Origin of the sequence: Natribaculum luteum, assembly GCF_023008545.1 — an archaeon.
GTDB classification, from domain to species: Archaea; Halobacteriota; Halobacteria; order Halobacteriales; family Natrialbaceae; genus Natribaculum; species Natribaculum luteum.
On record NZ_CP095397.1, the window covers coordinates 3,089,572 to 3,111,596 of the forward strand.

26 protein-coding genes are annotated in these 22,025 nt (G+C 64.7%); 13 read left to right on the forward strand and 13 right to left on the reverse strand.

The window, feature by feature from the left end; translation table 11 throughout:
* The first annotated feature begins 73 nt into the window (after positions 1-73).
* Complete coding sequence (locus MU558_RS16005) at positions 74-610, forward strand: acyltransferase (RefSeq protein ID WP_246968724.1); 537 nt, start codon at positions 74-76, stop codon at positions 608-610.
* Between the two features lie 18 nt (positions 611-628).
* Here the strand turns inward: MU558_RS16005 and MU558_RS16010 are convergent, their stop codons facing one another.
* Together MU558_RS16010 and rocF are read right to left on the reverse strand one after the other, a co-directional pair.
* Complete coding sequence (locus tag MU558_RS16010; protein WP_246968727.1) at positions 629-1,783, reverse strand: NAD(P)/FAD-dependent oxidoreductase; 1,155 nt, start codon at positions 1,781-1,783, stop codon at positions 629-631.
* A 129-nt stretch (positions 1,784-1,912) separates the two neighbouring features.
* On the reverse strand, positions 1,913-2,833 hold the full coding sequence (gene rocF / locus MU558_RS16015; protein ID WP_246968729.1) for an arginase: 921 nt from the start codon (positions 2,831-2,833) through the stop codon (positions 1,913-1,915).
* Between the two features lie 149 nt (positions 2,834-2,982).
* Between rocF and MU558_RS16020 the strand changes: the two genes are divergently transcribed.
* Both MU558_RS16020 and MU558_RS16025 read left to right on the forward strand, forming a co-directional pair.
* On the forward strand, positions 2,983-3,309 hold the full coding sequence (locus MU558_RS16020) for a single stranded DNA-binding domain-containing protein (protein ID WP_246968745.1): 327 nt from the start codon (positions 2,983-2,985) through the stop codon (positions 3,307-3,309).
* Positions 3,310-3,382: 73 nt separating this feature from the next.
* Positions 3,383-3,889, forward strand: coding sequence for a macro domain-containing protein (locus MU558_RS16025; protein ID WP_246968762.1), 507 nt, complete (start codon positions 3,383-3,385; stop codon positions 3,887-3,889).
* Here the strand turns inward: MU558_RS16025 and purM are convergent, their stop codons facing one another.
* The 4 genes from purM to MU558_RS16045 form a co-directional block, all read right to left on the reverse strand.
* Positions 3,890-4,873 (reverse strand): phosphoribosylformylglycinamidine cyclo-ligase, encoded by a 984-nt coding sequence (gene purM / locus MU558_RS16030; protein ID WP_246968777.1) that lies wholly within the window; start codon positions 4,871-4,873, stop codon positions 3,890-3,892.
* 66 nt (positions 4,874-4,939) lie between these two features.
* Positions 4,940-5,845 carry an acetamidase/formamidase family protein gene (locus MU558_RS16035; protein WP_246968780.1) on the reverse strand — a complete coding sequence of 302 codons (906 nt, stop codon included), beginning with the start codon at positions 5,843-5,845 and terminating at the stop codon, positions 4,940-4,942.
* Between the two features lie 61 nt (positions 5,846-5,906).
* Entirely contained in the window at positions 5,907-6,524 is a 618-nt protein-coding gene (locus MU558_RS16040; protein ID WP_246968797.1) for a zinc metalloprotease, read from the reverse strand.
* Complete coding sequence (locus MU558_RS16045) at positions 6,521-8,293, reverse strand: TraB/GumN family protein (protein ID WP_246968800.1); 1,773 nt, start codon at positions 8,291-8,293, stop codon at positions 6,521-6,523. The genes MU558_RS16040 and MU558_RS16045 overlap by 4 nt, the downstream gene beginning before the upstream one ends.
* 120 nt (positions 8,294-8,413) lie before the next feature.
* On the opposite strand from MU558_RS16045, the gene MU558_RS16050 reads away from it, so the two are divergent.
* A complete protein-coding gene (locus tag MU558_RS16050; protein WP_246968803.1) occupies positions 8,414-8,860 on the forward strand; it encodes an acyl-CoA thioesterase in 447 nt (148 codons plus the stop codon).
* A gap of 5 nt (positions 8,861-8,865) precedes the next feature.
* Here MU558_RS16050 and MU558_RS16055 read toward each other — a convergent pair whose 3' ends face one another.
* Positions 8,866-9,918 (reverse strand): S66 family peptidase, encoded by a 1,053-nt coding sequence (locus MU558_RS16055; protein ID WP_246968806.1) that lies wholly within the window; start codon positions 9,916-9,918, stop codon positions 8,866-8,868.
* 64 nt (positions 9,919-9,982) lie between these two features.
* Positions 9,983-10,768 carry an HAD-IIA family hydrolase gene (locus tag MU558_RS16060; protein WP_246968809.1) on the reverse strand — a complete coding sequence of 262 codons (786 nt, stop codon included), beginning with the start codon at positions 10,766-10,768 and terminating at the stop codon, positions 9,983-9,985.
* Between the two features lie 147 nt (positions 10,769-10,915).
* Between MU558_RS16060 and MU558_RS16065 the strand changes: the two genes are divergently transcribed.
* The 4 genes from MU558_RS16065 (at position 10,916) to MU558_RS16080 (ending at position 13,161) form a co-directional block, all read left to right on the forward strand.
* Entirely contained in the window at positions 10,916-11,296 is a 381-nt protein-coding gene (locus tag MU558_RS16065) for a cytochrome c maturation protein CcmE domain-containing protein (RefSeq protein WP_246968812.1), read from the forward strand.
* Between the two features lies 1 nt (position 11,297).
* Entirely contained in the window at positions 11,298-12,002 is a 705-nt protein-coding gene (gene ccmA / locus MU558_RS16070) for a heme ABC exporter ATP-binding protein CcmA (RefSeq protein ID WP_246968815.1), read from the forward strand.
* Positions 11,999-12,685, forward strand: coding sequence for a heme exporter protein CcmB (locus MU558_RS16075; protein WP_246968831.1), 687 nt, complete (start codon positions 11,999-12,001; stop codon positions 12,683-12,685). Before ccmA ends, MU558_RS16075 begins: the two co-directional genes overlap by 4 nt.
* Positions 12,686-12,765: 80 nt before the next feature.
* Positions 12,766-13,161: a hypothetical protein gene (locus MU558_RS16080; RefSeq protein ID WP_246968834.1), complete on the forward strand. Its 396-nt coding sequence runs from the start codon at positions 12,766-12,768 to the stop codon at positions 13,159-13,161.
* A 216-nt stretch (positions 13,162-13,377) separates the two neighbouring features.
* Here MU558_RS16080 and MU558_RS16085 read toward each other — a convergent pair whose 3' ends face one another.
* From MU558_RS16085 to MU558_RS16095, 3 genes are read right to left on the reverse strand one after another with little or no spacing between them, the layout of a single operon-like run.
* Positions 13,378-14,550 (reverse strand): carboxypeptidase-like regulatory domain-containing protein, encoded by a 1,173-nt coding sequence (locus MU558_RS16085; protein ID WP_246968850.1) that lies wholly within the window; start codon positions 14,548-14,550, stop codon positions 13,378-13,380.
* Positions 14,551-14,553: 3 nt separating this feature from the next.
* A complete protein-coding gene (ccsA, locus tag MU558_RS16090; protein ID WP_246968865.1) occupies positions 14,554-16,965 on the reverse strand; it encodes a cytochrome c biogenesis protein CcsA in 2,412 nt (803 codons plus the stop codon).
* Positions 16,962-17,408 (reverse strand): thioredoxin family protein, encoded by a 447-nt coding sequence (locus MU558_RS16095; protein ID WP_246968868.1) that lies wholly within the window; start codon positions 17,406-17,408, stop codon positions 16,962-16,964. The genes ccsA and MU558_RS16095 overlap by 4 nt, the downstream gene beginning before the upstream one ends.
* Positions 17,409-17,683: 275 nt before the next feature.
* Between MU558_RS16095 and MU558_RS16100 the strand changes: the two genes are divergently transcribed.
* The 5 genes from MU558_RS16100 to MU558_RS16120 all read left to right on the forward strand — a co-directional run bounded on the left by MU558_RS16100 (position 17,684) and on the right by MU558_RS16120 (position 20,987).
* Positions 17,684-18,778 carry a c-type cytochrome gene (locus tag MU558_RS16100; RefSeq protein ID WP_246968871.1) on the forward strand — a complete coding sequence of 365 codons (1,095 nt, stop codon included), beginning with the start codon at positions 17,684-17,686 and terminating at the stop codon, positions 18,776-18,778.
* An 84-nt stretch (positions 18,779-18,862) separates the two neighbouring features.
* Positions 18,863-19,546, forward strand: coding sequence for a cytochrome c biogenesis CcdA family protein (locus tag MU558_RS16105; RefSeq protein WP_246968874.1), 684 nt, complete (start codon positions 18,863-18,865; stop codon positions 19,544-19,546).
* A 45-nt stretch (positions 19,547-19,591) separates the two neighbouring features.
* Positions 19,592-20,314 (forward strand): cytochrome c biogenesis protein, encoded by a 723-nt coding sequence (locus MU558_RS16110; RefSeq protein ID WP_246968877.1) that lies wholly within the window; start codon positions 19,592-19,594, stop codon positions 20,312-20,314.
* Between the two features lie 2 nt (positions 20,315-20,316).
* Positions 20,317-20,433: a CcmD family protein gene (locus MU558_RS16115; RefSeq protein ID WP_246968880.1), complete on the forward strand. Its 117-nt coding sequence runs from the start codon at positions 20,317-20,319 to the stop codon at positions 20,431-20,433.
* 86 nt (positions 20,434-20,519) lie between these two features.
* On the forward strand, positions 20,520-20,987 hold the full coding sequence (locus MU558_RS16120) for a DUF7992 family protein (protein WP_246968883.1): 468 nt from the start codon (positions 20,520-20,522) through the stop codon (positions 20,985-20,987).
* 163 nt (positions 20,988-21,150) lie between these two features.
* Here MU558_RS16120 and MU558_RS16125 read toward each other — a convergent pair whose 3' ends face one another.
* Together MU558_RS16125 and MU558_RS16130 are read right to left on the reverse strand one after the other, a co-directional pair.
* On the reverse strand, positions 21,151-21,294 hold the full coding sequence (locus tag MU558_RS16125; RefSeq protein WP_246968900.1) for a rubrerythrin-like domain-containing protein: 144 nt from the start codon (positions 21,292-21,294) through the stop codon (positions 21,151-21,153).
* A gap of 105 nt (positions 21,295-21,399) precedes the next feature.
* Positions 21,400-21,954 (reverse strand): class I SAM-dependent methyltransferase, encoded by a 555-nt coding sequence (locus MU558_RS16130; protein WP_246968903.1) that lies wholly within the window; start codon positions 21,952-21,954, stop codon positions 21,400-21,402.
* Positions 21,955-22,025 lie beyond the last annotated feature (71 nt).

A 22,025-nucleotide genomic window follows, 5' to 3' on the forward strand; every position in this document is an offset into this window, starting at 1 on the left:
ACGGTTTTTGAATCAATAGCGCGACGCGGGCTTCGATCACTTTCATATCGACTCGTCCCGAAGGTCACGACCAGTGACCGACGACGCAGACACCCGACACGACCGCGTGACTCACCATCCGACGCCCGGCGTGGCGAACTCGCTTGCACACTGGACGACGGCTCGAAGCCCGCTGCGAGTGGCGATCAACTACGTCGTCGTCTGGCTCGTGCGCATCTCGCCGAGTCTCAAACTGAAACGCTGGCTCATGCGCCGTATTGGCGTGACGGTCGGCGAGGGCGTCTCGTGGGGTCTCGAGGCGACTCCGGACGTCTTCTGGCCGGACCTGATCACCCTCGAGGACCACGCCATAGTCGGCTACGACGCGACGATCCTCTGTCACGAGTTCCTCCAGGACGAGTACCGCACGGGCGAGGTCGTCGTCGGCGAACGGGCGATGATCGGTGCCGGCGCGATACTCCTGCCGGGCGTCGAGGTCGGCGAAGGTGCGAGCGTGGCGGCGAACTCGCTCGTGACGCGCGACGTTCCGCCGGGCGAGACAGTCGCTGGCGTTCCCGCGGTGCCGATGAAAACGCGAGACGGAGACGACTCGGATTCCGGGGCTAACTAGACGTGATTCAGCGGGCGTCTACAGCGACGACCAGCACTTGCGGGCGCGGTTCCAGGAAGTGAGGTCGGCGATCCAGCGGGCGGCGATGAACTTCTTCAGGTTCTTCGCGGGGAAGCCGCCGAAGGTGTCGACCGGGAGCATCTCGACGTCGTGAGCGACCGCCTTGTCGCCGACGGAGATGACGGTCCCCTTGTCGTCGTGCTCCCAGGTCTTCAGCGGTCGGTTCTCGATCGCACGGGCGATGTTCTCGCCGGCGACCTCGGCGGCCTGCCAGGCCGCCTGCGCCGTCGGCGGTGCGGGCTGGTCGCCCTGGTCGATGATCGCCGAGTCGCCGATCGCGAAGACCCGTTCGTCGCTGGTCTGGAAGTTGGCCTTCGCGTTGACGCGGTTGTGCTCTTTCTCCAGGCCGGTCTCCTCGAGTGCGTCCCGTCCCGTGATACCGCCGGTCCAGACGAGCACGTCGTACTCGAGCGGGTCGCCCTCGTCGAAGTGGATGACGCCGTCTTCGGCCTCCGTGATCGGGTCGTCGGTGTGGATCCGGACGCCGGCTTCCTCGAGCAGGTCGCGCAGCGCCTGCTGGATCTCGGGATCGTTGCCGGGGAAGATCTCGTCGAGCGCTTCGACGAGGTGGATCTCGAGGGGAGCGCGGTTCGCGTCGCGGAACTCGGCGACTTCGCCGGCGGTCTGGATGCCCGAGAGCCCGGCACCGCCAACGACGACCTGTGCGGGTTCGCCGCGGGTGGCCTCCCGACTCGCGGCTTTGATCGCGTCGTGGATCTCGAGTGCGTCGTCTAAGCTCTTGAGCGTCAGCGAGTGCTCCTCGAGGCCGGGGATGCCGTAGTAGGCGGTCTGGCTCCCCAGCGCGACGAGCACGTAGTCGTACTCGACGTCGTCGCCATCCTCGAGTTCGACGATCTGGTCGTCGACGTCGAGGTTCACGACGCGATCCTGGATGAACTGCGTCGTCGGCGCTGCGATCTCGTTGATCGGAATTGTGATGTCGGAGCGGACGGACGGATCGCGAACGACGCGGTGAGACTCGTGCAAAACGAGGTGGTAGTTCGTCTCAGAAATCCACGTTAGCCGTGTGTTACCCCCGAGCTCCGACTGGAGTTTCGCTATCGCACCGGCACCAGCGTATCCAGCGCCAAGGACGACGACGTTCTCTGTCATGGTGGACAGTCGGAAACCATCCGATACAAAGGTGTTGAAACTGCGGGAGGCATGCGTTCAGTTCACACACGCTATTTCGGCGGACGTTCGTCGAAACGAGCGATGCAATCGATCCGTCCGACGACGTAGTCACAGGATGCGCTTGCCGAACGCGCTTGCCGCGAGTTCGGCCGCGAGCGTCGCCGTCTCGTTCTGTTCGTCGAGGATCGGGTTGACCTCGACGACGTCCATCGAGCGCAAGATGCCGTCGCGCTCGTTGCGCTGGGAGACGACCTCGAGTGCCGAATGAGCCTCGCGGTAGGTGACGCCGCCGCGAACCGGCGTCCCTACCCCGGGTGCGGTCTTGGGGTCGAGCCAGTCGAGGTCGAGGCTGACGTGGACGCCATCCGTGTGGTCGGTCACGACCTCGAGGGCGTCTTCGACGACGGCGGTGATGCCGCGTTCGTCGATGTCGGACATGGTAAACGCCGTGACGTCGCTGTCGTGGATCAGTTCGCGTTCGCGCTCGTCGATGCTCCGCAGACCGACGTAGGCGACCGACTCTTCGCGGATACCCGGCGCACGCGCCCACGATAGCTCGTCGAAGATTCCCCGTCCCAGGACCGCCGCCAGCGGCATCCCGTGGACGTTCCCGCTGGGAGAGGTTTCGGGGGTGTTGATGTCGGCGTGAGCGTCGAACCAGAGCACGCCGAGGTCGGCCTCGCGAGACGAGCCGTGGACTGTCCCGATCGCGATCGAGTGATCGCCGCCCAGCACGAGCGGGAACGCGCCTTCGGCCAGCGTCTCTGCGACCTGATCGCCGAGGCGCGTACAGACCTCCTCGACCTCGCGGAGGAACTTCGCCTCGCCCTCACGGGGCTGAGCTGCGTCCGGATCACGTTCTTCAGCCCGGGGGATGAGCAGATCACCCGAATCCGTACTCTCGACGCCCGCGTCCTCGAGTTCGTCCGACAGTCCCGCGTACCTGATCGCCGACGGCCCCATGTCGACGCCGCGTCGGTTCGCCCCGTAGTCCATCGGTGCGCCGATGATCCGTACGGTCTGGCTCATACACCGACGTTATCCGGTCGTTCGTTTAGCAGTTTCTCTCTACAGTGACGATCACGCCAGCTGAGAGCGCGTCGACACCCGATCCGTTCGGTTCGCGTTCGCTCGAGCGGATAGCATCTTTTTTCATTGATGACGCCCACGATTGGAGTATGAGTTCACACGAGGGGTGCTCACATGGGGCGACGAGACCACTCCGAGGAAAAGCGTTGATCGCCAGCCTCTTCGACGTCGACGAGGACCGTATCGAGTCGTTGAGCTGGTCTCTCGGCCACCGCGTCACCGTCGAATCGGACGCGACGCGGCTGTTCGCCCTGGATCACCGCCGATCGAACCGGTCGCTCACTGCGTTCGAGGCGACCGACTACACCTGCATCCTCCGTCTCCAGACGCCAATCGGCCGCGAGAAGTTCTACGGCGTCGCGAAAACTGACCTCCCGGAAATTCCCGAAGACGGCGACTGGGTTCGAACTGACTGAGCCGATCGTCGGGTGGCCGACGGGTCCTTCGTCACGACCAACGTTCATTGGGATTCGTCCGGTACTGGCGCGTATGGAGTTCGACGTCGTTCAAGGTGACATCGCCGCACAGTCAGCCGACGCGCTCGTCAATGCCGCCGGCACGAGCCTCCGGATGGGCTCCGGCGTCGCCGGCGCACTCCGACGCGGTGCCGGCGGCCCGATAAACGAGGAGGCGATCGAGAAGGGGCCCGTCGACCTCGGCGACGTCGCCGTCACCGACGCCTACGACCTGGACGCCGAGTACGTGATCCACGCCGCCGCGATGCCCCACTACGGTGACGGACGGGCGACGGCCGAGAGCATCCGCGACGCGACCAGAAACGCACTCGAGCGCGCCGACGACCTCGCCTGTGAGTCGCTGGTGATTCCCGCACTCGGCTGTGGCGTCGCGGGGTTCGACCTCGAGGACGGGGCCCGGATCATCACAGAGGAGATCGCTGCGTACGACCCGGAGACGCTTTCTGACGTCCGCTTTATCGCCTACTCTGACGGCGAGTACGAGACGGTTCGCGAGGTCGCCGACGCCGTTCGGGCGTGATCAGGCAAGCGAGAGGCCGCGGATCTCGACGGACGCGCCCTCCTCGACGCGGCCGATCACCTGACCGTCGGTCTCGGCGACGAGGTCCTCGGCGCGGTCTTCGGGGAGGGAAACGACGAAGCCCGTGCCCATGTTGAACGTGCGGTGCATCTCCTCGTCGGAGACGTTGCCCTCCTGCTGGACGAACTCGAAGACCGGCTGTGCTGGCAGCGGATCGTCGACCACGTACTTGCGGTCGCCCATCCGCAGCAGGTTCGTGAAGCCGCCGCCGGTGACGTGGGCCGCCGCGCGGACGCCGTGGTCGTGCATCGGCTCGAGCAGATCCGTGTAGATCCGGGTCGGGCGCAACAGTTCCTCGCCGATCGTCCGCTCGTCGTCGTGGGGGAACGCATCGGTGTACTCGTGGTTCCGGGTGACCGCCTCGCGGGCCAGCGTCAGCCCGTTCGAGTGGATGCCGTTCGAGGGGAAGCCAACGAGGACGTCGCCGACTGCGGCCTCACCCTCGAAGATCTCGTCTTTCCCGGCGAGGCCGGCACACGTTCCGGCGAGGTCGAACCCCTCGACGACCTCCGGCATGACCGCCGTCTCGCCGCCCAGCAGGGTGAGGTCGGCCTGCTCGAGTCCGACCGCGAGCCCCTCGCCGATCTCGTTGGTGAGGTCGTCGTCCGGTTCGTCGATCGCGAGGTAGTCGACGAACGCGACCGGTTCGACCCCCGCGGCGACGAGGTCGTTGACGTTCATCGCGATGCAGTCGATGCCGATCGTCGAGAAGTCCTCGATGGCCTCGGCGACGAGCAGTTTCGTCCCGACGCCGTCGGTCGCCAGCGCGAGGTAGCGGTCGCCGATGTCGAGCAAGCCGGCGTACTCGGTCGTCAGATCGCTGCCGAAGGCCTCGAGTAGCGCAGCCGTCGCATCCTCGCTGGCCTCGATGTCCACCCCGGTCTCGGCGTAGGTGAGTCCCTCGCCGTCGTCAGAGTCGCTCATATCCGGGAAGCCTCGGGCAGCGAGCAAAAGGCCACCGGTCCGGCCTCGGGATCGACGCCGACCCGCTCAGAGCGGATCCGACAGGTACGCCTTCGGAATCGCGTTGCGGACGGTCACCAGCGGATCGACGACCTGACTGATCTCGAGGCCGCCGACGAGACTCGAGAACATGTACGCCTCGGTCGGATCGACGCCGTGTTCGGCCGTCAGGAGTTCGATCGCGTCGAGATTCGCCCGCTTGCAAGCCTCCTCGAGTGTCTCGGCGCTTGCGACCGTCTTCCAGGCGTCTGGCGTCTCGATCAGCGGCCGCTCGAGCCGCGTCGCGGGATCGTCGACGACCTCGAGGGTAACGTCGATCTCGGTGGCGATTTCGGAGCCGGTGCCACACATCTCGCCGTCGGCCATCGCAGCCTTGCAGTCGCCCATCGCGAGCATCGCGCCCGCCTGGAAGACGGGGAAGTAGATCGTGTTGCCGGCGGTCACGTCGGTCGTGTCCAGGTTGCCCCCGTGATCGTGGGGGACGAGCGTCGTGTACGACTCCCCGGCGGGCGCGACGCCGATCGTCCCGACGACGGGTTCGATCGGCACCTCGAGGTCGCCGAACGTCAGCGACCCGTCGTCGACCGGCGTCGGCACCGTCCGCGGGGCGTCGATCGCGTCGTCGCCGTCGAGGAGACCGAACCCGTCGATCGTGACGACCCGTCCCCGCTCTTCTGCGATCCGGATCTCCTCGATCTCGACGGCCAGGACGTCACCCGGCTCCGCCCCCTCGACGTCGATCGGTCCCGTCGCGGCGTTGACCTCCTCGGGGACCGACTCGAGGACGTCCGCCGCCGACTGGAGTTCGCCCTCGAGGCTGTCGATCGTCTCGATCGTCACCCGGTCGCCCGACTCGACGGTGCGCACGCCCTCGAGGTCCGGCGTGAACTCGTAGATCGTGCCGTCGTCGTGAGAGATGGTCGGTCTGGACATCACGACTGGTATCGACGACGGTACAGTAAAAACCGACGGCGTGGGCGGCCGGTCGGCGACGTCAGATCCCGACGAACAGGATCACGTACCCCGCCAGAACGACGCTCGGGACGAAGACGGCGGCGAAGACTGCTTTGTTCCACTCGAGCACCGATCGCCCGTCCAGCGGGCCGAACGGGACCATGTTGAACGCGGCGAGAAAGAGGTTGATCCAGACGCCCATCTGGCCGACCTGGCCGAGGATGCCGGGCAGGAAGAAAAGCGGGAAGAAAAGCGCCGCGAGCGCGTGGTTGGTCAGCGGCCCGGCGAGTGCGATCAGCCCGTTCTGGCGGTAGGTGAGCCGTCCGCGGTGGTAGACGGCACCGGGCGCGGCGAACAGAAAGCCGATGAGCGCGCTCATGATCGCCAGAAAGAGCATCTGGTAGTCGGCGCGAAACTCGGCGACCTGGCCGAAGTGGATCGCGACGACCTTGTGGGCGAGTTCGTGCGCCAGGAAGCCGACGCCGACGGTGACGAAGCTGAGCGCGATCATCGTGAGGAAGCTCCCGACCGAGGCCATGCCGAGGTGGATCGGACTCAACAGCAGGGCGAACGCGACGCTCAGCGTCACCCACGCGAGCGCGAGGTCGAACAGTTCCTTCTCGGTGAACGAGAACGGCGACTGGGTTCGGTAGCTCACAGGAACACCTCCCGCAGCAACTCGAGGCTGTTTCTGGCACCGCGGAGGAGTTCACCCATCAGCGCGTCGATCCCGCCGATCTCCGGGGCGAGCCACGGGAGGACGACGATCGGGAACAGGAACGTCGCGATCATACTCCCGACGTTCGTCAGCGCGACGATCATGATCAACCGAAAGAGGGGCACGTCGAACATCGCCTCGAGCGCTTCGCCGAGGGATTGCTCGGTGTCGTCGACGATCCGGTTGAGCGCCTGGATGTCGCCGACGTTGACCGGGCGGTGTCGAAGTTCCATGTAGCCGGCGAACCAGCCCGGCGCGAGCAGGGGGTTGATGCTGGTCAGCCACGCGACCGCGCCGCCGACGCCTGCGCTCGTCCACCGTGCGCCCGCCAGCCGGGCGAGCGTAAACGAGAAGATGCCGTTGAACAGGAACCACGCGAGAAACACCTGGAGCAAGAACGTGTTCTGGACGCCGGCCATGAGCAACAGGAAAAAGAAGGCGACGAACCCGAGCATGACGAGGTAGCCCGAGATCTTCAGCGGCGAGAACCGCCGTCCCGAGTCGGTTCCGGTGATCGACTCGAGCGGCGGGAGCGTGTCGGGGTTCTCGAGGTAGCGGTCGATCCCCGCCTTGTGGCCGGCACCGACGACGGCGACGACGTCGTAGCCTTGCTCGCGGAGCGCGTGGAGTTTGTGGGCGATGTAGGCGTCGCGCTCGTCGATCAGGGCGTTCGCTCCGCGGGGACTGAAGCGGCGGAACTCCTCCATCATCGCCGAGACGACGTCGCCGTCGGTCATCTCCTCGATGTCGATCTCGTCGAGGTCCTCGACGTCGTCGGTGACCGCATCGAAGACGATTCCGAGGACACCGCCGACGGCGACGCCGAATCCGAGGCCGGCGAGCACGCCGACGGTACCCCGAATCGTCAGATAGCCCGCACTCTCGAACGTTCCGGCGTCGAACGGGCCGACGAACGTCCCCGTCGTCACGAGCACGAGCGCGCCGACGATGCCGAGGACGGCCCCGGAGAAGACTCGTATCGAAAAGCCGTTGACGAGGCCGCCCGCGTACCGTCCTGCGTCCTCGAGCGACGGCAAGAAGAGCATGCCGGCGGCGAGGCCGACGAGGAGGCCGATGCCAGCGGCACCGACGTACTGCAGCGTCGTCGGATCGGAGATGCCGAGCGCGAACACGTCGCCGAAGCCGACCAGCGGTGCGAGAAACGCCGCGAAAACGAGTCCACCGAAGATTCCGAACCCTGCACCGAACGAGAAGCCGAGCGTCCGCGAGTCGGTGATTCCGAGTGCGAGGCCGCCGACCATCTTCAGTTTCTCGAGGAGGGAGATGCGTGCCCAGAAGCGTTGCATCGTCACCTGGATGTCCCGGTCGACGAGGGCGACGCCCAGTCCGTTTCGCTCCGCGGCGTCGATGGCCGCTTTCATGTCCGCGCCCGGTTCGATGTCGAACTGCTCGCCCAGTCGCGACTGGACGTACGACAGCATCCAGTAGGCGAGAAACTGAAAGACGGTGTTGCCGCTCAGCAGATCGTGGGCCTCGACGTCCTCCGGCGTCCCGCCTTGCATCTGGCGGTACCGGCCTTCGTCGAGTTCGACGGCGACGACGTCCGGCCGTTCGCGGTCGACCGTCTCGTTGACCTCGTCGACGCTGGCCTGTGAGACGTGTGCCGTGCCGAGAACGTGGACGTCACCTCGTTCGCGCTCCGGTGGATCGGGTGGCTCCGGAACGCTCGCGTCGCCTGCGTCACTCATTAGAGGCGTTAAATACCCCACGACTTTTACCAGTATCGAACTGCGGGGCGCTATCACACTGACCGGCGAAATCGCCAGCAGACGGGAAGACTGATTGCAGTTCCCCGGGAAGAACCGTCGATGACCGATCTGATGGAGACGTTCATCGAGAACCGCGAGATGGTTCAACCGAACCACGCGAACATGCTCGAGACCGCCCACGGCGGCAACGTCATGAAGTGGATGGACGAGGTGGGCGCGATGTCAGCGATGCGGTTCTCGGGCGAAACCTGCGTCACCGCCTGGGTCAACCAGATGAGTTTCGAGCGGCCAATCCCCGTCGGTGACACCGCCTTCATCACGGCCTACGTCTACGACGCCGGCGAGACGAGTATCAAGGTTCGCCTGCGGGTCTACCGCGAGAACCTCCGAACGGGCGAACAGGAGAAGACCACGGAGTCGTACTTCGCGTTCGTCGCCATCGACGACGACGGATCTCCGACCCCGGTTCCGGAACTCACCGTCAGTTCGGCGGAGGGCGAACGGCTCAGACGGGAGGCGCTCGAGGGCGAAAACGGCGGTCGGTAGCCCCGTCAGCGAAATCGAATCGTCTCCGTTCCAGGATCGATCTCGACGCGCCCGCCGATCGGGATCGGGATCGTCGGATACGTATGGCCGAAGTCGACGTCGAGGACGACCGGCGCGTTGGGGTTGTACTCCGCGAAGACGCTCGTGATCGCGTCCCGCTGGCGCTGTCGATATCGCTTGCGCCACGCCGGCGGACGGTCTTCGACGTGCGACCGAGCGGGCGCGCGGCCGACGAGGACGCCGGCGAACCGCTCGAGCAGCCCACGTTCGCCCAGCGCGCGCAACGCGCCGGCCACCCAGTCTGCGTCCGGGATCTCCTCGGACGTTTCGAGTGCGAGGACCGTCCCCTCCAGCGCGTCGGGATCCGGCAGATTCTTCGCGGCGAGAAACGCCTGGTCGAGAATCTCGAGACAGCCGCCCCAGACGCGACCCTCGACGCGCGAGTCGCCACCGGCCCAGGTCCAGCCCGGGTTCGGCTCCGTCTCTCGAGGCTCCTCGAGTGCGTCCTCGTCCTCCCAGTCGCCCGGTTCGTCGGTGAACGCCGCTGCGGGTCGAATCTCCCCGAGTGACTCCTCGAAGAACGCTCGCCTGGTGTACTCGACGGTCAGGTCGAACAGCTCGCCGTCCATCGCGAGTTCGGTCATTACGCTCGGTCCGGCGTAGGAGACGACGCCGAGCGTCCAGAGGAACAACGAGAGGTGCGCATTGTCGCTGTAGCCGTAGAACCGCGTTGGATTGTCCCGGAGCACGTCGGGCTCGAGGAAATCCATGATCCGCACCTGATCGTTGCCGCCGATGACCGTGACGACGCCACCGACGTCGGGGTCCTCGAACGCGTCCATCACGTCTTTCGCCCGTTCCTCGGGATGCTCGTAGAGGTACGCCGAATCCTTCGTGGCCGTCGGGAACTCGACCGGCTCGAGGTCGAAGACGGTCCGGAGGCGCTCGAGACCGCGTTCGTAGACGTGCGGTGCCTCGGGTGCGGGATTCGACGCGGGTGCGACGATCGCGACCCTGTCACCGCGCTCGAGCGGCGGCGGCGTACGAAATTCCGGCATGCTCGGTCGAACTCGCGGGTCGTTCAAATAGTTATGTTCGGTGTGCCATCGATCCCCACACTGTTCAGCGCTCGAGCAGCGAGTCGACCTCGGCGAGCGAGTCGAGGACGTAGTCGGGTTCGACGGCCGACCGCTCGAGGTCCGCCCGGGTCGTGACGCCCGTCAGGACGACCGCGGTCGTCATCCCGGCGCGAGTACCGAGTTCGACGTCAGTGTCGAGTCGATCGCCGACCACGAGCGTGTCCTCTGCGCTGGCTCCCAGTCTCGTCGTGGCCGCACTCGCCGCGACCGACGACGGCTTCCCGAAGACTGCGTCCGGTTTGCGACCCGCGACCGCCTCCATCGCGGCGAGGATTGCACCCGATCCCGGGATCGCGCCGTCGTCGGTCGGGATCGTCACGTCCGGATCGGTGCCGTAGAACGGGACGTCCCCCTCGAGCGTCTCGAGCGCCGATCGCAGGCGCTCGTAGGTGAACCCCCGGTCGATCGACCCGAGGACGAGCGTCGCCTCGGTCGGATCGGTCGTCACCTCGAGGCCGGTCTCCTCGAGGATCGACTCGAGGCGGTCCTCGCCGACGAGGTACACCGCGTCGTCGTCGTGATTCGCGGCGAGATACTCCGCCGTGACCGTGGCGGACGTGAGGACGTGCTCGAGATCGACGTCGATCCCGTGTTCGGCCAGCCGCTTCCGGTAGTGGTCCGGGCTTCGAGTCGGATTGTTCGAGAACAGGAGCCACGACAGTCCCGCGTCCTCGAGTGCCCGCAGTCCCTCGGTCGCGCCGGGAAGCAACCGGTCGCCGCGAACGATCGTCCCGTCGACGTCGAGGATCGCCGCCTCGTATCGGGTCATCACGCGAATCGACGGCCTCGGGTCGATTGAGCGTTTGGGTCCCCGACGAACGGGACTCGCCGTGCTAGCTGTGACCATCGAATAGACCGAGGGTAGTGACGGTCCGAACACAGAAGATTGAAATGCGCCTGCCGGTCATACCGGGCTATGAGACGAAAAAATAAGCTACTCTTCGCCGGCGTGGGAGTAGTGTTACTCCTCGCCGTCCTCGGAACGACGGTGATGAGCGCCTCCGCGGAGTTCGTCACGCCGACGTCGGTCGACGAGGGCGACTACGAAGGTGAGTGGGTCAACCTCGAAGGACAGGTGGCCGACCTCGAACAGGCCGACGGCCGACTGACCTTCGCCGTCGAAGACGGCAACACGTCGGTCGACGTGGTCTACGACGGAACCATGCCGGAGACGATGGCCGAAGGCCGAATCGTCGTCGCGAAAGGGACCGTCGACGGCGATACGCTCCGGGCCACTGAACTCTCGGTCAGAGCACACGAGGAGGACGGCGCCGAGCCACCGGAAGAACACGCCTGAGATGGGATCGATTCACGTCGACGGCGTGACGAAACGGCTCGGATCGACCGTCGCCGTTGGCGACGTGAGTTTCACCGTCGAATCAGGGGAGCACGTCGGGCTGTTCGGCCCTAACGGGGCGGGCAAGACGACGCTGATGCAGATGCTCTCGACGCTCTCTGCGCCCTCCGAGGGACGAATCCGCATCGACGGTGCCGAGGTGACTCCCGACGCGACCGACGTCCGCCGGAAACTCGGCGTCGTGGGACACCGCCCGATGGTCTACGGAACGCTCACCGCCCGCGAGAACTTGCGCCTCCACGCCCGATTGCGCGGCGTCAGTACCGACCGCGTCGAACGGGTCCTCGAGCAGGTAAATCTCCGGACGCGTGCCTCGACGCGCGTCGAGGAGTACTCACACGGAATGCGAAAACGACTCGCGATCGCCCGCTCGGTGTTGCACGATCCGACGGTCCTGTTGCTCGACGAACCCTACACCGGTCTCGACCAGCGCTCGGCCGCCGACCTCCGACGGATCCTCGAGCAGTTCGACGACCGGACCGTCGTGCTCGCCACGCACGACCTCGAGCGGGGGGCGAACGTCTGTGATCGGGCGCTCGTCCTCGTCGACGGCGACGTCGTCCGCGACGTTCGAACCGACGACCGAGACGCCGACGCGTTCCGGACGGTGTACGAACGGGCGATCGGCCTGGCCGAACCGCAATGATCGACGCCGTCCGCGATTACCGACGCGTCGTCCTCGAGGTCGCGCGCAAGGACCTCCTCGTCGAGTTGCGCTCGAGACAGGTGCTCAACACGGCGGTCGTGTTCTCGCTGCTGGTGGTCGTCATCTTCGCGTTCAGTTTCGCCCGGTCGTTCCAGGACGTCGGCGTCGTCGCCAGCGGCGCGCTCTGGATCGCGTTCGTCTTCGCCGGCACCTTCGGCGTGAGCCAGAGCGCCGCCTCCGAGGAGGCCGACGCCGGACTCGACGGGCTGTTGCTCGTACCGGTCGATCGGTCGGCGATCTACGTCGGGAAGGTGGTGAGCAACACCGCGTTCACGACGGCCGTCGCGCTCGTGACGCTCTGCTGTACCGTCGTGTTCCTCGGCTTCGACGTCGACCCCGCGTCGATCCCGCTGCTGTTGCTCGTCGTCGTCCTGGCCGCGTTCGGATTCACCTCGACCGGCGTCCTCATCGCGACGATGACGACTCGAGCGCGACTCCGTGAACTCCTGTTGCCGCTCTTGCTCGTCCCGCTCGTCATCCCGGTGTTGCTCGCGGGCGTCGAACTCACGCGCGCGATCACCGACGGGCTCCCGACTGCGAGCTGGCTGCAGCTCTTGCTCGTCTACGACGGTGTCCTCTTTCTCACCGGGCTGGCGACGTTCGAGTACGTAGTCGAACGCTAACAGTCGTTAACAGGCCCGTCCACGTTTCGGAGAATCACCGACATCCACCATTAAGGAGGAGACGGACCAAACACTCGGTGATGAGCGACGGAAGGTTCTACCGGATCCTTCGCCCGGACCGCTACGTGCTGGCCATCTTCGCGTTTTTCGTCCTGTTTCCCATCTTCATGGACTTCATCACGCCGGACGTCGTTTACGGCTACGCCGGCGGGACCGTCGACGCGCACGGGAACGCCGTCTCGCGATACAGCGGTGGAAATGCGCCACAGTATCAGTGGTACTACCCGGTTCTCTACCCGTTCATTCTCGTCTGGTACGTTGCCGTCGTACTCTTCGACCTCGTCGACGGACTATTGCCGATGGCCGGTTTCAGCTACTACCTGATCCGAACCGCGTACTTCTACCTTCTCGCCGCCGCTCTCGCGTTTCTTCTCGGCCAGACCGTAACCGTGGTCAGTCGAGCCATCCGAGGCTGATACTACTGGACAACAGTCAGTGAATACTCGATCGCGTCTCGCCGTCTGTCGCCGCTGGCGACAGCGTCTCGAGTGCGATCGATGTCTGGACCGTGTTGTCCAGCAGTATGACCAGTTGGTGAATCTCCGATACTACGCCACGCGGTTCGATGGATACGAGAGAAGACGAAACTCGAAATTCGTTCTCCGACGGTTCGATCGAGGGCGAGTGGACGGCTACAGGTATCGATACGCAGCCAGTCCGCCGACGACCACGGCGAGGAATCCTGCAGCCAACAGCCCGAGCGGCAGGTCGTCGCTTTGCGACCCGCCGACCGACTCGTTTCCAGACATGGTGTCGCCGCCGTCGGAATCGACGGTCACGGAAATCTGGTCACCCGCCTCGAGCGGCGCGTCGTTTGTCAGGATCGGTATCGGTGCGTCGCCTTCGACCAGGTTGTCGGAAGACTCGATCTGACTCAGGTCGTACTCCGCGAACGCGACGGCGAACTGTTCGACGTCGTGATCGACCGTCTTCTCGACCGTCCTGCCCTCGAGTCGGTAGAAGACGGCGACTTCGGTCGTCTCGCCTTCGCCGATCGACGCGTCGACCGTCGCCGTTCCGTTCGCCTGTTCGACCGGGGCCCGCTGGTTGCCGACCATCGCCGTCACGACCTCCGCGTCGGTGGGGACGTTCACGTCGACGTCGCCGACGTACGGCCGGTCGGCACCGTTTTCCATCGAGAGGACGTCGATGACGAACAGTCCGGTTCCGTTGTTCGTCGGCCCGACCTGCAGGTAGTGATTCGCGGGCTGTCCGCCACCGAGGCTGAGGACGTCCCGGTCGGACGTCGGGGTCGGGAGTTCGAACGTGACGTCTTCCGTGTCGTTTCCGGTCGTCAGCGTTCGGTTGTAGACGGCCCCGTTAGCCTGGATGCGCAGCGGGTACTCCCGGTTTGGTTGTAGCGGACCGACGGTAAACGTACCGTCGTCGCTCGCGTTCACCTGATCGACGGGCGGGCCCGACTGGCTCGTCACGTTGATCGTGGCGTTCGAGACCGGCGAGCCGTTCTCGTCGACGAGTTCGCCGGAGACCGTCTGGTTCAGGGTGAACGTGGGCGAATCGCCCTCGCTGACGAGGGCGTAGTGGAACGTGTCGTCGTGCTCGAGGCGAATGTAGTACATCGAGGCGTTGTCGACGGGTTCGTAGCTAAACGATCCGTTGCCGACGGTCGTCTCGACTGGATCGGCGACGGTCTGGAAGCCGTCGTCGAGCGGCGCGACGGTGACCGCGTCGCCGTCGGCGGAGCCGTCTGCGACGGTCACGGTTCCGGTAACGTCTGCGGCGACGGCACCGGGGACGATCACGAGCGATACGAGAACGGCGAGTACGAGTGGGAGTTTCGACATCGATTAATCAGATGTTTCGACGGCGTTCGTTTGGCGGGCGGTTCGCGGCCACGATCGAACGAGGCCGTAGGCGGGGTCGAACAGGACGACGAAGGCCATTCCCAGGAGCAACAGGCCGACGCTCGCACGCATCGCGGTCATCAGTGGGATCTGCCGAATCGTCAGCGAGACGGTCCCGTCGTCGACCGCCGCGATGACGTACGTGTCGTGGGCGAGTCCACGATCGACGAGGACGTTCCGGACCTCCATTCCGCCCTGCTGGACGTAGCGCTCCTGTCCGGCCTCGCCGCTCGCGATCCGGTTGCCGTCCTCGTAGACGACGAGCCCGGCGGAACTTCCTTCGACGCGCGTCTGATCCAGCGCTTGCGGGGGATCGGTGACCGGACCGACGTTCGCCGGTTCGGCCACGACGACCGCGTCGGACTGTTGCATCTCCGGGAGGAAGTCCCACATGACGGTGCCGACCGCGACGACCCGATCGCCCTCCGAGACGTCGACAGTCTCGCCGCTTTCACCGACTACGCCGAGCCAGATTCTCGAGTTGTCGAGCTGGATCACCGTCGCCTCCGGTCCCTGGTTCACCTGGGTCACGGTCCCGTAGACCGGCTGTCTCGTCTCGTGTATCCCCTCGCCGCGATCGATCACCTGCTCGACCGAGAGCGCGACGTTTCGCACGTCGGGATCTTCCGGCAGCCGGTAGTCGCGGTAGTCGGTGACTTCGACGGCGTACGAAGAGCCCGGCACGTCGTGAACCGGCGCGTCCTCGAGTGTCGCCTCGTTCTGGGCGTCGGCGACGACCAGCGACGACTGGGCGGTAAACAGGTAGGAAAACGCCAGCGTGACCACGAGGAGCGCGAAGCCGACGTGAATCATCGCGATCCCCGCCTGTTTGAGCTGGAAGTTCCGGTTCGGCGAGCCGGGAACGAGCTCGAGTGCGCGGTTGACGACGGTGAGACAGACGTACGCCGCCGGCGGGACGACCGAGAGGGCGCTCGCGCTGCCGACGATGCGGTAGAACAGCGCGTCGTTCGCGCTTACGTCCGACAGCGTCCAGGTTTCGCTCGGGGCGACCAGTGCCGCGAGGATCGTCGCGGCGGTGAAGACGGCGAGCGAGATCAGCGCGCGACGCTTCCCCTGGACGTCGTAGTCCATGTAGAAGCCGAGCAACAGTAACACACCGATCGCGATCGGATAGCTCCAGAGGTTGTAGTACCGTCCCGTTACCTCGACTTCTATGCCGGTCACGTAGCTGTTGAGAACGGGGAAGGTGAGTCCCCAGACGGAGACGAACCCGAGCAGTCCGACGCCGAGGACGGCGAGGTGCAACAGGTTCGTTCGGCTGAGCCACGTCCGCGAGTCGTCGACGTCCTTCTCTGGCTCCCTGAGCAGCCAGTAACCGAACGGGAGGCCGATGCCGAGCGTCGCGGTCGCCGCGAGCAGGATCAGCAACGCACCACCGATCCCGTCGTTGGCGAACGAGTGGACGCTGCGGAACACGCCGCTTCGGACGATGGCCGTCGCGTAGACGACGAGCGCCAGCGTTGTGGCGGTCATCGCGGGTGCGAGCGTCGCGTACGTCGACTGGGACCGGTAGTTCATGACGGCGTGGAGCGTCGCCGTGAGGAACAGCCACGGAATCAACACTGCAGTCTCGACGGGGTCCCACGCCCAGATGCCGCCCCAGCCGAGGACGGTGTACGACCACAGCGATCCCAGGACGATGGCGGCGGTGAGAAACAGCCACGAGATTCGAAGCCAGCGCGTGACGCTGCCGATCCACTCGGCGAAGATCCCACCGTCGCCACGGATCGTCGAGACGAAGTGTGCGACGCCGATGGCGAACGGCATCGTCAACAGCGCGTAAGCGATGAACGTGATCGGTGGGTGAATCGCCATGTACGGGTCGATCAACAGCGGATTGAGTCCCGTTCCGTCGAGGGGGACGAACCCCTCGCCCGCTTCGGGGAACTCCTGGGTGATCGACCGGAACGGACTGTCGACGAACAGCATCGCCGTAAAGTAGGTGACGATGCCCATCGTGATCCCCTGGACGAGTTTCGTGTCACGGCCGTCTAGCCCACGAACGACGGCCGCCCAGAGGGCTACGACGGCTGTAAACGCCGCCCACAGCAAGACCGATCCTTCGTTACCAGCGTACACGCCAGTTATGCGGTAGAGAACCGGGATGTAGTTCGCCGTGTTGTTCCACACATAGGCGTTCGAGTAGTCGGTGACGACGAACTGGTACGTGAGATAGCCGAGGGCGATCACCAGCAACCCGGCGGTCGCTCCGATCAGCGGGGTTACGGCGTCGACGTACCGGTCGTCACGACGCAGGTAACTGTGGAACAACACGACCGTCGCTGCCAGTCCAGCGAGCAGTGCGACCGCGACCAGCACCGTTCCGATCGTCATCGTTCCTCCCACTCCGATCTGGCCTCGTCGAGGTACGCGACGAACGAGTCGGTTTCGGCGTAGCCGTTGATCTCGATCAGCACCTCACCGTCGGGCGTAATCGCGACGTGCTGTGGTGGATAGTTCGCGTTGTACCGTTGCTGGAGTTCGCGCGCTTCCGGGCTCCCGTCGTCGAGGTTGATCGCGAGGAGGACGAAGTCGTCGAGTCGATCGAGAACCGTCGGATCGGTGTACGCGTTGCTGTTGTAATTCTCACAGTAGGTACACCACGTCGTCCAGAAGTAGATGAGAAGCGGCTTGTTCTCCTCGGCGGCGACCTGTCGAGCCTCCTCTACGTCCGTCTTCCACGCAGTGTCTCCGTGGTAGGTGTGTGATTCGTCGCTCAAGACTGGCGCGGCGTTCATCGAGTAGTAGCCGATTCCGAGGGCTGTAACGAGAAGCATAATCGTGAGTAACTTTCGTGGCGTCACGAACGTCATCGCGTAGATGTGGGTAGGATAGCTGTTGTCATCCCCATACTTTCGAGTCTACTACGACGGTCGCCGTCCGCCGACCATAAATGTTTAATTATCGGTTCGCACTACGAGGTATCGATGCCATTAATCGAAGGCATGTGGGAACCATCCACCGGGGGTGTATCCACACTGTGAATCGAAAGTTGCTTCTATTCGCGACAGTAGTATTGGTCGCTCTAGCTGGCTGTTCGGCTCCGGCAGTGATGGAAGACGACGACGGTGCTAGCGCTGGTGGGCCGGTCGAGGCCCCGGAGCAGTGGCCGGATCGTAACGTGTTAGACGGTGATCTCCGCCAGAACGAGTCGAAAGACCAGATGGTCTACCGGAACGCGACGGCCGGTGACGAGATCAAGTTCGTTCCCAAGGCGATGAACAATTCGACGCTCCCCGAGAACGAGAACGAACGGGAGCTGGTCATCTACGGGCGCGAACTCATGGAGAACACGTCCGCGGAGATGCCCGACCACGTCGGCAACGAACTGTCCTGTGGGAGCTGCCACGGCGGCAGCGACCGGGACATGTCCCAGGGTCTGCCCGGACAGGACATCACCATGATCCCGCTCGTCGGGACGCACGCCGACCTGCCGGAGTGGACCAACCGGCGCGATCGGATGCGCGACACCCGTCAGCGACTGATGGGATGTTTCGACCGGAGTATGAACTCCCAGGACTCCGAGAACGGAACGCCGGCCTACGACAGTCGCGAAATGCAGGCCATGGAGGCCTACATGCAGTGGCTGAGCGAGGGCGTTCCGGTGAAAGGCCAGCCCTACTGGTCGCACCTGAACAAGGCAGAAGGTGAGGAACGCGTCCCGGTCCAAGAGGTCAACCCCGTCCGTGGCGCGGAACTCTACCTCCAGAACTGCGCCTCCTGTCACGGTGCGGACGGCCAGGGCGTCGAGGGCCAGGGTACGGCACTCTGGGGTCCTGACTCCTTCAACGACGGTGCCGGTATGGGTCGCATCTACACGTCGTCTGCGTTCATCCGCGAGGCGATGCCGTACGGTGCTCCCCACACGGTGTCCGACTGGCGCGACGTCCAGGACATCGCCGGCTTCATGAACGGCCACGACCGCCCCGAGTTCGTCGGCAAAGAAAAAGACTGGCCGGTCACCGGTCCGCCGGAGGAAGCAGTCTACTACGAGCGAAACCAGGAAGAACTCGGGTACGAGATGAACCCGATGAAGAAGAAACTCGAGTTGGCCGGGATCCCGACTGGAACCGAGGAACTCAGTGAGGACGACATTCCGGACGACGTCGACCGCTACGACCAGCCGCTCCGTGAGGAGTCGATCTAGGCTGTAAGAGCGGCGTCTCGAAACGCGAGTCGCCTCTCGTAATCCGTCACGTTCTTTTAGCCCGTCCCGAAACGTACCCAGTCGATGCTTGACTCTCCAGGGATCGCCGCAGTCTTTGTCGCGGGGGTGTTGACTGCGCTTACGCCCTGCTGTCTCCCGATGCTCCCGCCATTGCTCGCGGGCAGCGTCGGTCACCGGCTCCGCCCGCTTGCCATCGTCTCCGGAAGCATTACGTCGTTTACTGCACTCGGCGTCGTGACCGCACTGGTCGGTTCGGTCACGCCCGACACGTTTCGCCTGCCGTTCGTGGCGATGATCATCGCGTTCGGCGCGATCATGGCCGACGACGACCTCCACGCCGCGTACACGACCCGCGCCTCGAGAATCACCGGTCCGGCGACCCGGTTTACCACGTCCGTCGAAGACACACACCACCCGCTGGTCGGCGGGTTCGTCCTCGGGACGTTCCTCGGGGTCATCTGGCTTCCGTGCGTCGGGCCCGTCCTCGGCAGCGTCCTCGCGTTCGTCGGAACGTCCGGAAACACGACACAGAGCGCGGCGTTGCTGTTCACGTATGGCGTCGGATTCTCGATCCCGCTTCTGATCGTCGCGTACGGCGGAAAGCGAGCGAGTGGCTGGCTCACTCGACGCGTCCGGTCGTTGAACCGCCCAGCGCTGGTGCGGCGTCTGAGCGGCTACGCCCTCGTCGTGACGGGGATCGGCCTGCTCTTCGAACTCGACAAGGCCGTGCTGGCAGCGCTGGTCTGACCGCCATTGGAAAGCGTTAAGTCTGCCTCTTTCAAGAGTGGCGGTATGCGTGCACTCTCGAGACGTCTCGGCTCTCTAATTGCCCTGCTTCACCGCGTCATGTGGAGTCGGGTCGTGCGGTGGGGAGCGTTCGTCTCCGGACTGGTATCGCTCACTCTCGTCTTCGGCTTTGCCTCGCGGACGATGTACGGCATCGAACACGGAATCAATCTCATCGCCTACTGGCACATCCCGCTCGCGTTTCTCACGGCGTTTGCCCTCTCGACGACGTTCGTCGGGAGCGTCCTCTATCTCAAGTACGAGGGGCGCTTCTGGAACCGACTCGCCCACAGCGGCGGCGAACTCGGCTTCCTGTTCGCGACGCTGACGCTCATCACCGGAAGCATGTGGGGCCGGATCGTCTGGAACTCCTGGTGGGAGTGGAGCGACGTGCGACTCGTGACGTTTCTCATGGTGTGGTTCATCTACGCGGGCTATCTCGTCGTGTACGCCTCGACCGAACGGGGCAGCGACGAGCGATTCGCGGCGGTCTACGGGACGGTCGCGTTCGTCACCGTTCCGATCACCTACACCGCCGGCCGCCTGTGGACGCCGACGTTCCACGAACCGACGATCGCCAACTCCGGCGTGAGCGCGAACATCGACCCGCTGACGCTGGTCGTGTCGCTTATTGCGCTCGGGTTGCTCTACGTCTACTTGATGGCAGTTCGCATCCGACTCCACGAACTCGAGGATCGAGTCGTCTTCCAGAAGGGGGAGGTGGCCTGACGATGGAGCCGCTCCTTCTTGCCGGATACGGCTCGATCTTCGTTGCACTGTTCGCTTACCTGCTGTACATGCAGCGTCAACTCGGACGACTCGAGCGGCAACTGCGCGACCTGCAATAAAATCGATCGAACTCCCGCGTCTCGCGGCGTCTCTCGTCGCGACCGTAGTGCGAATTCTTATCCGCGAACCGCGCCAACGACGACCCATGGGACTCGAGGTCGAAACCCCCGATCCGCCGGAGCTGTCGTTCGTCGATCCGAACCAGTACGAGGATGCGACGGTCGGCGACGGGAGCGAGGACGTAGATTACCGTCGTGAGGAACTCCAGGGGTTCCTCGAAGACGGTGCCTGGGAGGAGTCGTTCCAGCAGTGGGCCGAGCGTGCCGACCTCGAACAGGCAGAGTACGAGATCGCCCGCGACCTCGAGTTGTTCGGCGAATTTGATTTCTTCTGGGACGATTTTGCCGACCGGGTCGGCTACCACGCGCCGGGGATTCCCGAAGACTGGCGTGAACGGTCTTACCACCCCGAACTCGACTCGTGGGGAACCGTCTCGGGAATCAACGCCGAACTTACGGAGCTGGGACAGATCGTCTCGACGGTCCTGAAAGAAGAGTACATCGACTGGGAGGCCAACTACGAACCGCCGGAGGACCTCCCGGACTTCGAGTGATACTGCCGGACGATACGGTTCAGACGGCGTCGCACTCGAGACGCAATCGGGTGTGTGCGGACTGTCGACCGGTCGTATGAGCGTCCGCTCGAGCGGACCGCTTTTGGGCGGCGAAAACACCGGACGACGGTCGAGGAGAGAGTCGATTCGTGATCGACTGGCGTTACTCCTGTGGGACGCCGATGTTCTTTACACTGCTGCTACACTTGGGGCACGACCCCGGCGTGTGCGCCGCCGTTCCCCGGTAGCCGCAGCTGTGACACTCGTAGTAGGCTCCACTCGGTGTGTACGGGTCGGCAGGTGCCATGGTGGAAAACAACGTCCGTAGGTCTATAGGGGTTCCTTCAGAACGTATGTATAGAAACTCGAGTTATCGACTCTATTTTGGCGAGGTATCTGGCCTCGAAATACGTTATCGTCGAGCGACGACGGCAAACGTTTCGGGTCGATTCCGGGCGGAGACGACGGTGAATCCGGCTCGCTCGAGCTGGTCGACGGTCTCCCCGAGGCCGAACCGTTCGTCGAGCGACGGACCGTCGTCGCCGGTGCCGTCGCCGGACCAGTCGACGGTGACGAGTCGCGCACCCGGTCGGAGGACCCGTGCGAGTTCCGACATGGCGTCGTCGGTCGCGTACTCGTGGTGGGTCACGACCGAGTACGCGCCGTCGAGGTGATCGTCGTCGAACGGCAGCGAGGAGACGTCGGCCGTCACGAACTCGACGTTCTCGGGGGCGTCTTTCTCGCGGTAGAAATCGTGCATCTCCGCCTGGACGTCGACGGCGTAGGCCGTTCCGACGAACGGTGCCACGTCGTCGGTGAAGAATCCCGTTCCGGAACCGAGGTCGGCGACGGCGTAGTCGGATCCCGGATCGAGCAGCGAGAGCAGTTCCTCTCGCGAGCAAAAGCGGTATCGAGACGGGTCCTCGAGGTTGTCGGCCCGGTCGATCGGGAACGTGTGGAATCCCATATCCCGAATTCGGCGGGTTGGGAAAAGAACCTGTTCTTCTCGTGGTGGCGGATCGCCCGTCACGTCGGTTT